A 12,567-nucleotide genomic window follows, 5' to 3' on the forward strand; every position below is an offset into this window, starting at 1 on the left:
AATGGTACTAGTGGTTGCTTAGAGTCCCGGGACATTTCACCCTGATAACTCAGGTCATTGATTCTTGAGGGTTAAAGTAAAATAATTGTTAACTATTTTAGCTTATAAATGACTACAAATTAAGTGAAGTTTTACAATACTTAAATTGCCTGCCAAAGCGGGAAAACCGCTTTCTTAAGGTACGGCAAAGTGAAAGAGCGGTTAGTTTTTAAGTTTTATAATTTTTCTAGCAGGGTAGATAGTAGAGTGGGCAGTCTGTGTTTCAACGATTGAAGCAGGATTTAAAAAATGACCTGATCGCAGGTTTGTTGGTAGTGATTCCCCTTGCTACCACTATTTGGTTGACGGTGACTATAGCAACTTGGGTGATTGATTTTCTCACCCGAATTCCCAAGTGGCTGAATCCTTTTGATGGGCTACATCCAATATTAGTTGATTTGCTGGATCTCGCGGTGGGATTAGCTGTTCCCCTGTTGAGTATTTTGCTAATTGGTTTGATGGCGCGTAATATTGTTGGTCGTTGGTTGTTGGATTTTGGCGAAAGAATAGTACACGCCATTCCCTTAGCTGGGGCGGTTTATAAAACGCTCAAACAATTACTAGAAACTATATTGAAGGATAGTGGTGGGAAGTTTCGCCGGGTAATTTTGGTGGAGTATCCCCGGCGGGGAATCTGGGCGATCGCATTTGTAACAGGCACTCTGGGCAATGAGATGCAAGCTCACTTGTCCAATCAACCAATGCTGAGTATATTTATTCCTACTACACCCAACCCGACTACAGGTTGGTATGCAGTCGTGCGAGAAGATGAAGTGGTAGACTTGGGTATGTCGGTAGAAGAAGCCTTTAAGGTGATTATCTCCGGTGGGATCGTTAGCCCTAGTCCTTTAGCCCCCGCATCTCTTCCCCGGTTTCCAGATCGGCAGTTGGAAAGTTCCTTACCAGAAAGTAAACTGCAAGTCTTACCATTAGAAGAAAGTTAGGGGAAAGTTTTGAATTTTGAGTCAGAGAGTTTTGAGTCAGAGAGTTTTGAGTCAGAGAGTTTTGAGTTAATAAGTTTCCCCTTGTCCCCTTGCTCCCTTATCCTTTCCTAATTTCTCTATCTTGTACAAGAAGTCTATTTGCTACTTGCTATCTAAAATTAGGTTTTTACCAATCAACAAAAAAGGCAAAATTTAGTAATCACAGGAAATTTTATGCAGTCTCGTCAAGTTGCGCGTGAATTGGCTTTACTGAGTTTATCTCAGATGCCGACAAATCCCGAAAAGATTTCGGAACAAGAAATCCCTGATTTTATTATTGCGGCGATCAGAACTTTAACTACAGAAGTTAAAGAGGCTTTGGAAGAAGCTGCTGGAGAATTACAGCGGGCGGACGATCGCTTATTAAACAGCCAAACTCGGGCTGTGGATGTCCAAAGTGCTAGAACGATGGTACAAGAAGCTATACAATTAGCTTCAGCGGCAATTAACCGCATGGGTAGTTCTGTAGAAATCCCAGAATTTATTCAGCTGGCGAACCAAAGAGATGTTCGCAATTATGCTGAAGATATCGTGCGGAATATGATGGTTAAACGCGAGGAAGTTGACCAACTGTTGTCGTCAGCAATGGTAGATTGGCAGTTGAATCGGTTAGCTAGGATCGATCGCGATATCCTCAGAATTGCTGTTTGTGAAATGCTCTATTTAGGCATTCCTGAACGCATCGCCATTAATGAAGCTGTAGAATTAGCTAAACGCTACAGCGGTGAAGACGGTTACAGATTTATTAATGGGGTTTTACGTCGAGTCAGCGACAAACTCAAATCGCCAATTAGTAGTTAATAATTGGTGTAAATGGGAAAAAGGTAAAGTTTTCCTTTAGCTTTTTCCCTTATTGAAAAGCTGGATAACTGTTTAGTGACTATCTGGAAATGTAAGCGCTATGGTTTTTAACTGGTTTCGTCGTCAATATAACGATAAAGATAAAGAAAAAACTGAGAAACAACCAGAGACGACTCCGCCTCCAGAGTCTAAGGTAGAATCAACTGAACCCTCGGTTTCGCAACAGCCACAAGCTGCGGATGATTATCTAGCTTGGGCAAAAGCTGCTTATAAAAATATTCAGGCTAAACAGAAGTCAGAAACAGCGACAGAAACTAATGTTACTGCCCAAGAAACAGCAGCGGAAACTCCTGTAACTGAAACATTACCCGAAAGTATTGTTACTGAAGAAGCGGCACCGGAAACTCCTGTAACTGAAAGCTTACCCGAAACTGTAGTTACGGAAGCAATGACGGGAGAAATTCCTGTGGAAAAAGTACCCGAAAGTGTGCTTACTGAAGAAACTGCACCGGAAACTCCTGCACCTGAAATAGTAACCGAAAGTGTGGTTAGGGAAGAAACTGCACCAGAAACTCCTGTCATTGAAACTGTTGGGGAAACTGGTGATGTGGTTGAGGAGGTGGAAGCAACGCCGGAAGTGGAAACTCCGGTTACAGTTCCTTTTTGGGCAAAAGACGATCGCCAAGCTAGGTTTGAACGGATAAAAGCGACAGCTATTGAAGAACCAGAACCGGAAGTAAAACCAGCAGCGAAGGTAGCAACACCGGAAACAACTGTAGAGGAAATTCCTGATTTTGCTTTTGATGATGGTTTTGTGTGGTCAGCGGAAGTTTTAGCCGCCCAAGGTCGTCGCCCGGAAGATGTTTCTATTGAAGAGATTACCTGGTTAAAGAAATTACGGCAAGGTTTAGACAAAACTCGACGCAATATTGTTAATCAGTTAAAGGCGATCGTTGGTCAAGGGCCACTCAATCAAGATGCTGTCGAAGAAATTGAGTCTTTGCTACTGCAAGCTGATGTCGGAGTAGAAGCGACAGATTATATCATAAATGCGCTACAAAGTAAACTACGGGAAGAGGTTTTGCCGCCGGATGCGGCGATCGCTTACTTAAAGCAAATCCTCCGGGAAATGCTAGAATCACCCCTGCAAAAATCGGCAAAACCCCGTTTAGCCCCGGAAAAAGATACATTTAATATTTGGCTAATTACTGGGGTAAATGGAGCCGGAAAAACCACAACTATTGGTAAAATTGCACACATTGCTGACAAATCTGGCTACAAATGTTTAATTGCTGCGGCTGACACCTTCCGCGCCGCCGCAGTGGAACAGGTTAAGGTTTGGGGGCAGCGCAGTGGTGTAGAAGTAGTTGCCAATCCAGGGAATAATACCGATCCAGCAGCAGTAGTATTTGATGCCATTAGTGCAGCCAAATCACGGGGTACAGAATTACTCTTAGTAGATACAGCGGGACGACTGCAAAACAAAAAGAACTTAATGGACGAATTAGGGAAAATTCGCCGGATTATTGACAAAAAAGCGCCGGAAGCGACGATCGAATCCCTGTTAGTTCTTGATGCAACGCTTGGTCAAAATGGCTTACGCCAAGCGGAAGTTTTCGCGCAAACAGCCCAACTCAGTGGTGTAGTGTTGACGAAATTAGACGGAACTGCCAAAGGTGGGGTAGCTTTAGCGGTAGTGAAACAGTTGGGTTTACCAATTCGCTTTATTGGCGCGGGAGAAGGAATTGAAGATTTACGTCCTTTTTCTAGCTACGAATTTGTGGAAGCGCTGTTAAGTGGTTGAAGATTAAGGGTTTTTGATCCCCCTAAATCCCCCTTGGGAAGGGGGACTTGGAATCATTTTCCCCCCTTGGGAAGGGGGACTTGGAATCATTTTCCCCCCTTGGTAAGGGGGACTTGGAATCATTTTCCCCCCTTGGGAAGGGGGACTTGGAATCATTTTCCCCCCTTGGGAAGGGGGACTTGGAATCATTTTCCCCCCTTGGTAAGGGGGGTTAGGGGGGATCAAACCGACAATATTTATAACTAGCAACTTGCGTTAGGTACAAAGAAACCGGGTTTCTGGGGTTTCTGGGGGTTTCGCGGGTTCCATAAACCGTTACCTTTCCTCAGCAAATTGTAAACAATCTTAAATTTTTCGGGTACTTTTCCGAAATTAATTCATACTGGGAACGGAATTAGAGGAATAAAGTGAGTATAAATACATAAAAATTGAGAATAATTCTCGAAGTACGGGAGATACTATCTTTAGATATAGACCAGTGGTAGATATTAATACTGTTATGGTGGAATCATTCGCTAGAATTTATCCCAATAGTTAAAGGTACTATTTTACCCAGACTCGGTTAAAATGTTGACCACCCTGCCATTGATCTGATAGAACTTTGTTTCTTGGTAATAATCAAGGCAGAATGAAGAGCAACAAGTACTTTTGTCTCTCGATCTTGATGTGCTAGGTAAACCCCTTGCTATTCAATTTGCTATTGCTTTTATCCCTAAATAAAGTAGTCCAAATGGCTTAGGTAATGAATACTGTGCCCCTTTCTCAACTTTCATCTGAATCAGGCGACGATTCGCTTGGCGATCCCTGCGGGAATCGCAGCGACAACACCTCCGATGTAACTCCTGTGTTCGCGCTTAAACAGTTGGTAGCGCGTTTGTATCGGGAACAGCATAAAATCCAAGATTTGTTGAGTTCGTTAGGGTTTGCGCTCAGATCGTTCAACAATCTGAACCAATTTTTAGAGCTAATTCCCTTAATGGCAACCAGAGTCACCGATGCTGATGGTAGTGCGCTAGTGTTATTAAAACCCAATGGTCAAGTAAAGCTAGAACAGTTACACTGCCAAGATAATCTTCAGGGAATAGATATTCGCAAAGCGATCGAAACAGCAACTCTAAAGGTGAAGGATGCGACGGCGAAAAGTGCTGCTTTAGCAGCTTCCTCAAGCGATCGATTTGATCTTGAGGAAGCATCAGGAGTGGAAAAAGGACTGGCGCTTTTAGATGCTCAAGTAAGCCGCTATTTAGGATCGGATATTCATTTGTTTGGTACAGCAATTTTAGTCAAGCAAATGGAACGAGGACGGCTATATGTATTTAGTCGCGATCCAGAATATACTTGGACGGAAACGCGACAGAAGTTGGTGCGGTTGGTGGCAGATCAAACAGCGGTGGCGATCGCTAACGATGAACTAACTGTCGAACTCCGCAAAAAAGAACGTCTCGACAGAGAATTAGAAATTGGTGCAGAAATTCAACAGCGGTTGTTACCTCGCCAATGCCCGCAAATTCCCGGAATTGAATTAGCCGCCCGCTGTCAACCTGCAAACCGAGTTGGCGGAGATTATTATGATTTTATTCCCACGCATTATGTCCAGCCAGGAAGAACTGACGGCGCACAGGGCGGTACAAATAGCCCCTTGACATCTACTAAAGGACGTTGGGGCATCGTGATTGGCGATGTGATGGGTAAAGGTGTGCCAGCTGGTTTAATTATGACCATGACTAGGGGAATGCTACGGGCAGAAGTTCTCAACGGTCACACTCCGGGGCGAATTTTGCAACACTTAAATCAAGTGATGTATGCCGATTTAGAAAATTCCCATCGATTTGTGACTTTGTTTTATTCAGAATACGATTTACAAACTGGCATTCTTTCTTACAGCAATGCGGCGCATAATCCGCCATTGTTGTGGCAAGCAAGCATTAATTCTGTCCAACGCTTGGATACTTTGGGAATGTTGATCGGTTTAGATTCTAATTCTCAGTATGAAGAGGGACAAATTCAGCTGGCTGCTGGCGACACAATTATCTATTACACTGATGGTTTTACCGAAGCTGCTAGCCCTAATGGGGAACGCTTTGATGAGGAAAATTTGATGCAAGTTTTTCAGAAAGCTTGTCAAAATTACCAAGAACCGCAAGCAATTTTGGAATATCTGTTTGACCAAGTACAGCAATTTATCGGTCAAGGAAATCGCAATGGCGATGATATGACGCTGGTGGTAATGCGAGTACAAAATGGGACAAGGGGACAAGGGGATAAGGGGATAAGGGGATAAGGGGACAAAGGGTTGATTAACTGCTCCTAAAAATTTACTTAAGCCTTCCTAAAGCTCCTCAAAAGATATGCTAAACTACCAGCATGAGTAAGTTAACCATATCAGAAGCAGCAAAAATCAAAGGAGTGTCGGTTTCGACGTTGAGGAGGTGGGAGGCTGAAGGAAAGCTCACACCAGAACGCACATTAAATGGACACAGACGCTATGATTTAGCTCAATTGCTAGGAATTAAGTCAGATAATGCCATAACGATTGGCTATGCCAGAGTTTCTAGCCATGACCAAAAATCAGATCTGGAAACTCAAAAACGAGTGTTAGAACTGTTTTGCGCTCAACATGGTTGGCAATATCAAATAATTGAAGATCTAGGTTCTGGGCTGAATTACAGTAAGCGAGGTTTACAGCGATTAATCAGAATGATTACCGATAATCAGGTAGAAAGATTGGTGTTAACTCATAAGGATAGATTGCTGCGATTAGGCTCGGAATTAATCTTCAGTTTGTGCGAACATTTTGGCACAGAAGTAGTAATAATTAACCGCACAGAAGATGCTAGTTATGAGGAGGATTTAGCCAAGGATGTGCTAGAAATTATTACTGTATTCTCTGCCAGATTGTACGGCAGTCGCAGTCATAAAAACAAAAAAGTCGTAGAGGAGTTAAGAGAAATTGCTCAAAAGCTTTAAGACAAGATTAAACCTAAATAACAAACAACGCACTTTGGCTGCTAAGCACGCAGAAGTAGCTAGACACGCCTGGAACTGGGGATTAGAGATTTGTCTAAATGCTTCTGCTACCAATCTGAAACTACCTACAGCCATCGACTTGCACAAAAGGTTGGTAGCCGAAGTAAAGTCAGCAAATCCTTGGTATTATGAAGTGTCTAAATGCGCCCCCCAAGAAGCGTTGCGACATCTTCAAAAAGCTTTTCAATCCAGTTTCACGATTCTAGGAACGGCAACTCTAAAACACCACAAACACAAGTTTAAGTAAGTTTGGAGAGGTTTTTTGAAGGAGGAAAAGTGGCTATGCTCATTAACCTAATGCAAACAATGACTAGTTGGTTATCGGTTCAAGTTTATGGAAACGATTCACTGCCGATGTTAATCGCGAAATTGCCTTACTGGTCTTTAGAGTTGGCAGTTCAAGTCAGAGATACTAACCTCTGGGGACAGGTGCAAGGTGCTTGGAATCATTTTGTCCAAACAGGTCAAATCTGGGCTATGATTATTGGACTAATTCTGGGCTATTTCATTAAAGGGTTTACTACCTTTGGTTAATTCGCTGCAAATTTGTTAACAATAGTTTCCTTAATCAATTCTGCTAGTAAGGCAGAAATTTTTGCATTTGATACTTTACCTACCAATGTCCGATCGCCTGAAGTCATGGAAAGAAAAATTTTCGCGTTTAGTCCAGCGGCTACAGATCGATCTGGGGAGGCAATCTAAAATCTAAAATCTAAAATCCAAAATCGAATGACTAAACAACAAACCTGGAGTCAACGCTTTGAATCAGCTTTGCATCCAGCGATCGCTAGGTTCAATGCTAGTATCAGTTTTGACATCGAACTGATTGAGTATGATATTTCAGGATCGATCGCTCATGCCAAAATGCTTGCCAAAACAGGCATTATTTCGCCCGAAGAAGGGGAACAATTGGTGGAAGGACTAGAACGAATTCGGCAAGAATATCGTCAAGGGCTTTTCCATCCCGGAGTAGATGCGGAAGATGTGCATTTTGCGGTGGAACGTCGCCTGACAGAACTTAAAGGGGACGTGGGGAAAAAGTTACATACCGCAAGATCGCGCAACGACCAAGTAGGAACGGATACCAGGCTTTATCTGCGTGACCAAATTAATCAAATTCGTCAGCAAATTAGAGAATTTCAAGGGGTTTTGCTGGATTTGGCGGAAACTAATGTAGAAACTTTAATTCCTGGTTATACTCACTTACAACGTGCCCAACCTGTATCTTTAGCTCATCATTTATTAGCTTATTTTGAAATGCTCGATCGGGATTGGGAAAGGTTGGGGGAAATTTACCAACGGGTGAATATTTCGCCTTTGGGCTCTGGGGCTTTGGCGGGGACGACTTTCCCGATCGACCGTCATTATACTGCCGAGTTGCTCAATTTTGGCGGAGTTTACGCTAATAGTATGGATGGGGTGAGCGATCGGGATTTTGCGATCGAGTTTCTCTGCGCCGCTAGTTTAATTATGGTTCACCTCAGCCGCATGAGTGAAGAAGTAATTCTCTGGTCATCCCAAGAATTTGGCTTTGTCACCCTCAAAGATAGCTGCGCCACAGGTTCCAGCATTATGCCCCAAAAGAAAAACCCGGACGTGCCAGAATTAGTCAGGGGAAAATCTGGGCGTGTCTTTGGACATTTGCAAGCTTTATTGGTGCTGATGAAGGGACTGCCGTTAGCTTACAACAAAGATTTACAGGATGATAAAGAAGCTTTGTTTGATAGCGTGAAAACGGTAAAAGCTTGCTTAGAAGCAATGACTATTTTAATGCGGGAAGGTTTAGAATTTCGCACCCAGCGACTAGCCGCTGCTGTGGAAGAAGATTTTTCTAATGCTACAGATGTGGCTGATTACTTAGCTGCTAGGGGTGTTCCCTTCCGCGAAGCTTACAATTTAGTCGGTAAGGTGGTGAAGACTTGTATCGCTGCGAATAAGCTGTTGAAGGACTTAACCTTGGAAGAATGGCAAGAACTTCACCCAGCTTTTGCAGGCGATATTTATGAGGCGATCGCTCCCAAACAAGTAGTAGCAGCCCGCAACAGCTATGGCGGTACTGGTTTTGAGCAAGTAAGACAAGCTATTCAAGCCGCTCGTTCTCGTAGTCAGTCCTAAAATCGTTTAGTGCTTGAATAATCGCCAAATTACATAGAGAGAGCAAGGTTCAGGGGTGCAAAAACATTAATTGAGTTTTTCTTTATTTCCCCTGTTCCACTCAAAGTGCTCCCTTGGTGCTAGGTAGACGGATTAATATTGATCTGCTCCGCCTGCTTCTAGCTCATCATCTTGACTTTCTGCGGCGGTATCACTGCTTTTCCCGCTCTTCCAGTTCCGATTCTTAGAGAATCGACCTGTAGTTTGACGTTTCCGAAACTTGCGAGCATAAGCTTTATTACGCTGCGCCTTTTCTTTTTTGGGATTGCGGCGCTTCGACATATTCACCTCATTGAGAAACAACCAGAAGTATCGCTTTAGGGCATTTGTTGATCATAACAGCTAAAGGCAGAAAAACAAAAAGTCTTGGCTAATATAGTTTTATGACTAAAATTAGAAAGTCTTTGGTTTGATAAAACAAAGCTAAAATTATCGCTGGTTGTACTATTGTTGGTGTATATGCTTCGACTATGGCAATTTTTTCAAACTGTACTTGGTATTTTATTTCGCCATCCAGTTACAGGTGCAACAATTATTCCAATTTTGCCAGATGGTCGAATTGTGTTAATTCGGCGGCGTGATACGGGAAAATGGAGTTTACCAGGGGGAATTGTTAACTGGGGTGAGGATATTCCGACGACGGTGGAACGGGAGTTAGAGGAAGAAACGGGATTACATTTGGTGAAAATACATCGTTTAGTTGGTGTTTATTCTGCACCCGATCGCGATCCACGACTTCATTCGATCGCAGTTTTGGTGGAAGCATCGGTGCAGGGAACTATGGGGATTCAAGATACTTCAGAGGTGAGTGAGGTTGAGGCTTTTGCGATCGAATCTTTGCCCAAAGGCGACTTAAGTCACGATCACGATCGGCAATTACAAGATTACCTCAGTGGCGTGACTACAATAGCCTAAGAAAGGAGACAAGGGGACTCTTGGGACAAGGAAAAATTTAGCTTTTCACATTTACCCAATGACCAATGACCAATAACTAATGACTCATGACTAAATCTCGGATTCCCCAAAAAATTAAATGGGGATCGACTTTGACTTTTTTAGCTATGTCGGGGAATAGAGATTCTAGATAGCTAAAAAGGAGAGTTCGATCGCCACCTGTTAACACAATTTGTCCTTTGGGAAATTCGCGCCACCAAGCTTGCATATAATTGACAATTCCTGCCATTACTGTGTAAATTATCCCGCTTTGAATGGCTGATTTTGTATCTAATGCCCAACGGGGGGGAAGCTGACTGGGTAGGGGAATTTCTGGTAATGCAGCTGTTCCCTGTGCTAAGGATTTGATTTGTAATTTTAATCCGGGAAAAATTGCGCCGCCGATTAGTTGACGTTGCTCGTCTGCGCCTGTCAAAGTCAGTGCTGTCCCACCATCAATAACTAATATAGGCCAGCCGGAAGTGGCTCCTGCACCTAAAACTGCTAAGGCGCGATCAATCCCTAAACTAGAATAAATCCCTTTGAGGGGGATTTGGTCACGGTTAATTATCTTGACGTTGGGGAAATTTTGCCAAAATATCATTTCTGACGGCACTACTGAAGCGACATATAGCGGGATTTTTTTCCATTCTCCAGAAGCTAATCTTTCGTCGCCAGCCCCAAAATGCTCAATATCCCAGGCTTCTACCAGTTTTGCGCCGTTAAACTTAGCCCAGTGTAATCGGGAATTGCCGATCATCAAGGCTAACCAAGGATTTTGTTTTTTGTCGTGCTGTCGTTTCACTCTTTTATGTTTTTTAACTGTACTATAAATTTTTTAATAATTCTTTAAACTTTAATCATGTCAGAATAAAGGTTAGATAAATTTCCTCTGGGTTGCCAGCTAAGGAGGCTAGATATGGTATTGCTCACTGAGAAACCCCAAAAGCGGTTGACAATACAGACGCAAGATATTGCGCCTGAGACTAAGGCAATTCGGTCATTGGACTGGGATCGCGATCGCTTTGACATTGAATTTGGTCTACAAAATGGCACTACTTATAATTCCTTTTTGATTCAGAGTGAGCAAACTGCGTTGGTGGATACTTCCCATGAAAAGTTTCGCCAACTATATTTAGACACTCTTAAAGGCTCGATCGACCCAGCAAAGATTGATTATCTAATTATCAGCCACACTGAGCCAGATCATAGCGGGTTGGTCAAAGATATTTTACAACTAGTCCCGGACGTTACAGTAGTTGGCTCGAAAGTTGCCATTCAATTTTTAGAAGATTTAGTTCATCACCCATTTCAGCGCCGCATTGTTAAAAATGGTGACAAACTAGATTTAGGTAACGGTCACGAGTTGGAATTTGTGATTGCTCCTAATTTACACTGGCCTGATACTATTTTTACTTTTGACCACAAAACCCAAATTCTTTACACTTGCGATGCTTTTGGAATGCACTACTGTTCTGATAGCTTGTTTGATGAAGATTTGGCAGTAATTGAAGAGGATTTTAAATATTACTACGATTGTTTGATGGGGCCAAATGCGCGATCGGTTCTCTCAGCTTTAAAGCGGATGGGAGAATTACCAGAAATTACGACTGTGGCTACAGGTCATGGGCCTTTATTATCTCACCATGTTAAAGAATTAACTGGTCGTTATCGGAAATGGAGTCAAGAACAAACAAAAGCCGAAACTAATGTGGCGGTATTTTATGTTTCTGATTATGGCTTTAGCGATCGCCTTTCCCAAACAATTGCTCACGGGATCACCAAAACTGGTGTAGCTGTAGAAATGATGGATCTAAAATCAGCAGATCCGCAAGAAATTACCGAATTAGTTAGCAATGCTTCGGGTATTGTAATAGGGATGCCGCCTTTGTCAGGTGCGAATGTGGCTCAAGCTGGTTTAAGTACAATTTTAGCAGCGGCAAAAGCGAAACAAAGTTTTGGTTTGTTTGAGTCTGGCGGCGGCGAAGATGAATCAGTTTATCCGCTAAGAAACAAGTTTAAAGAGTCAGGTTTAATTGAAGCTTTTCCCCCAATTCGAGTTACAGAAAATCCGTCAGAAGCAAATTATCAACTCTGTGAAGAAGCGGGTACAGACTTAGGTCAATTTTTGAGTCGCGATCGCAGTATTAAGCAAATGAAATCGCTCGATAGTGACTTAGATAAAGCCTTGGGAAGAATTAGCGGTGGACTTTACATTATTACTGCGAAAAAAGGCGATGTTAGCAGTGCGATGCTAGCTTCTTGGGTAGTGCAAGCGAGTTTCAAACCTTTGGGAATTACCATTGCTGTGGCTAAAGATCGGGCGATCGAATCTTTGATGCACACGGGAGATAAATTTGTTTTAAATGTGTTGGAAGAAGGCAATTATCAAAGCTTAATGAAACACTTTTTAAAGCGTTTTGCTCCAGGGGCCGATCGCTTTGCTGGTGTGAAAACTCAACTAGCAGAAAATGGTTGCCCAATTTTAACTGATGCTCTGGCTTATGTAGAATGCCTTGTAGTTAGTCGAATGGAATGCGCCGATCATTACATTGTTTATGCAACTGTCGAAAGTGGCAGAGTTAGTAAAGCTGATTCTCTCACCGCAGTTCACCACAGAAAAGTAGGAAATCACTACTAACTTAAGTTCCCAGTACGTTGTTGGGCGTTTTGGGCGTTCGTTTTAGCGAAAACGCAAAAAACTAAAAAAAATTAATATTTTTTTTTCTATTTTTTTTTTTTTTTTTTTTCTTTTTTTTTTCCCTAAACCCCCCAACAACGTACCTAATATTAATTGTTTGTCAGACCGAAAATCGGGAAATTCAA

Annotated in this window: 11 protein-coding genes and 1 pseudogene; 10 read left to right on the forward strand and 2 right to left on the reverse strand. The window is 42.5% G+C overall.

The genetic code is table 11. The annotated features are described in order from the left end of the window. The first annotated feature begins 257 nt into the window (after nucleotides 1–257). The 8 genes and pseudogenes from ACE1CC_RS24320 (at nucleotide 258) to argH (ending at nucleotide 8,769) form a co-directional block, all read left to right on the forward strand. A complete protein-coding gene (locus ACE1CC_RS24320) occupies nucleotides 258–983 on the forward strand; it encodes a DUF502 domain-containing protein (protein WP_413273021.1) in 726 nt (241 codons plus the stop codon). Between the two features lie 213 nt (nucleotides 984–1,196). After that, nucleotides 1,197–1,823, forward strand: a complete 627-nt coding sequence (nusB, locus tag ACE1CC_RS24325) for a transcription antitermination factor NusB (RefSeq protein ID WP_413273022.1) — start codon at nucleotides 1,197–1,199, stop codon at nucleotides 1,821–1,823. A gap of 100 nt (nucleotides 1,824–1,923) precedes the next feature. Continuing rightward, nucleotides 1,924–3,627 carry a signal recognition particle-docking protein FtsY gene (gene ftsY / locus ACE1CC_RS24330; protein WP_413273023.1) on the forward strand — a complete coding sequence of 568 codons (1,704 nt, stop codon included), beginning with the start codon at nucleotides 1,924–1,926 and terminating at the stop codon, nucleotides 3,625–3,627. 742 nt (nucleotides 3,628–4,369) lie between these two features. Next, on the forward strand, nucleotides 4,370–5,908 hold the full coding sequence (locus ACE1CC_RS24335; protein WP_413273024.1) for a PP2C family protein-serine/threonine phosphatase: 1,539 nt from the start codon (nucleotides 4,370–4,372) through the stop codon (nucleotides 5,906–5,908). Between the two features lie 83 nt (nucleotides 5,909–5,991). Then, nucleotides 5,992–6,594, forward strand: coding sequence for an IS607 family transposase (locus ACE1CC_RS24340; RefSeq protein ID WP_413273025.1), 603 nt, complete (start codon nucleotides 5,992–5,994; stop codon nucleotides 6,592–6,594). Beyond that, nucleotides 6,578–6,850: pseudogene (locus ACE1CC_RS24345) on the forward strand (helix-turn-helix domain-containing protein); the annotation flags it as partial. The gene ACE1CC_RS24340 and the pseudogene ACE1CC_RS24345, both read left to right, overlap by 17 nt. Nucleotides 6,851–6,936: 86 nt before the next feature. Continuing rightward, on the forward strand, nucleotides 6,937–7,188 hold the full coding sequence (locus ACE1CC_RS24350) for a hypothetical protein (protein WP_413273027.1): 252 nt from the start codon (nucleotides 6,937–6,939) through the stop codon (nucleotides 7,186–7,188). Between the two features lie 195 nt (nucleotides 7,189–7,383). After that, nucleotides 7,384–8,769 (forward strand): argininosuccinate lyase, encoded by a 1,386-nt coding sequence (gene argH, locus ACE1CC_RS24355; protein ID WP_413273028.1) that lies wholly within the window; start codon nucleotides 7,384–7,386, stop codon nucleotides 8,767–8,769. Between the two features lie 132 nt (nucleotides 8,770–8,901). Here the strand turns inward: argH and ACE1CC_RS24360 are convergent, their stop codons facing one another. Next, the gene (locus ACE1CC_RS24360) at nucleotides 8,902–9,090 is read right to left on the reverse strand and encodes a hypothetical protein (RefSeq protein WP_413261554.1); all 189 of its coding nucleotides are present in this window, start codon (nucleotides 9,088–9,090) and stop codon (nucleotides 8,902–8,904) included. A 177-nt stretch (nucleotides 9,091–9,267) separates the two neighbouring features. Here ACE1CC_RS24360 and ACE1CC_RS24365 point away from each other — a divergent pair, with 177 nt between their 5' ends. After that, entirely contained in the window at nucleotides 9,268–9,723 is a 456-nt protein-coding gene (locus ACE1CC_RS24365) for an NUDIX domain-containing protein (protein ID WP_413273029.1), read from the forward strand. 76 nt (nucleotides 9,724–9,799) lie between these two features. On the opposite strand, the gene ACE1CC_RS24370 is transcribed toward ACE1CC_RS24365, so the two are convergent. Continuing rightward, on the reverse strand, nucleotides 9,800–10,546 hold the full coding sequence (locus ACE1CC_RS24370) for a pantothenate kinase (RefSeq protein ID WP_413273030.1): 747 nt from the start codon (nucleotides 10,544–10,546) through the stop codon (nucleotides 9,800–9,802). Nucleotides 10,547–10,660: 114 nt separating this feature from the next. On the opposite strand from ACE1CC_RS24370, the gene ACE1CC_RS24375 reads away from it, so the two are divergent. Further along, nucleotides 10,661–12,382 (forward strand): diflavin flavoprotein, encoded by a 1,722-nt coding sequence (locus ACE1CC_RS24375; RefSeq protein WP_413273031.1) that lies wholly within the window; start codon nucleotides 10,661–10,663, stop codon nucleotides 12,380–12,382. Nucleotides 12,383–12,567: the final 185 nt, after the last annotated feature.

It is taken from the genome of Floridaenema aerugineum BLCC-F46 (assembly GCF_041929345.1).
Taxonomy (GTDB): Bacteria; Cyanobacteriota; Cyanobacteriia; order Cyanobacteriales; family Aerosakkonemataceae; genus Floridanema; species Floridanema aerugineum.

Coding starts and splice junctions, on each gene's coding strand:
- nusB (WP_413273022.1), top strand. CDS start 1,197: ATGCAGTCTCGTCAAGTTGCGCGTGAATTGGCTTTACTGAGTTTATCT.
- ftsY (WP_413273023.1), top strand. CDS start 1,924: ATGGTTTTTAACTGGTTTCGTCGTCAATATAACGATAAAGATAAAGAA.
- ACE1CC_RS24335 (WP_413273024.1), top strand. CDS start 4,370: ATGAATACTGTGCCCCTTTCTCAACTTTCATCTGAATCAGGCGACGAT.
- ACE1CC_RS24340 (WP_413273025.1), top strand. CDS start 5,992: ATGAGTAAGTTAACCATATCAGAAGCAGCAAAAATCAAAGGAGTGTCG.
- ACE1CC_RS24350 (WP_413273027.1), top strand. CDS start 6,937: ATGCTCATTAACCTAATGCAAACAATGACTAGTTGGTTATCGGTTCAA.
- argH (WP_413273028.1), top strand. CDS start 7,384: ATGACTAAACAACAAACCTGGAGTCAACGCTTTGAATCAGCTTTGCAT.
- ACE1CC_RS24360 (WP_413261554.1), bottom strand. CDS start 9,090: ATGTCGAAGCGCCGCAATCCCAAAAAAGAAAAGGCGCAGCGTAATAAA.
- ACE1CC_RS24365 (WP_413273029.1), top strand. CDS start 9,268: ATGCTTCGACTATGGCAATTTTTTCAAACTGTACTTGGTATTTTATTT.
- ACE1CC_RS24375 (WP_413273031.1), top strand. CDS start 10,661: ATGGTATTGCTCACTGAGAAACCCCAAAAGCGGTTGACAATACAGACG.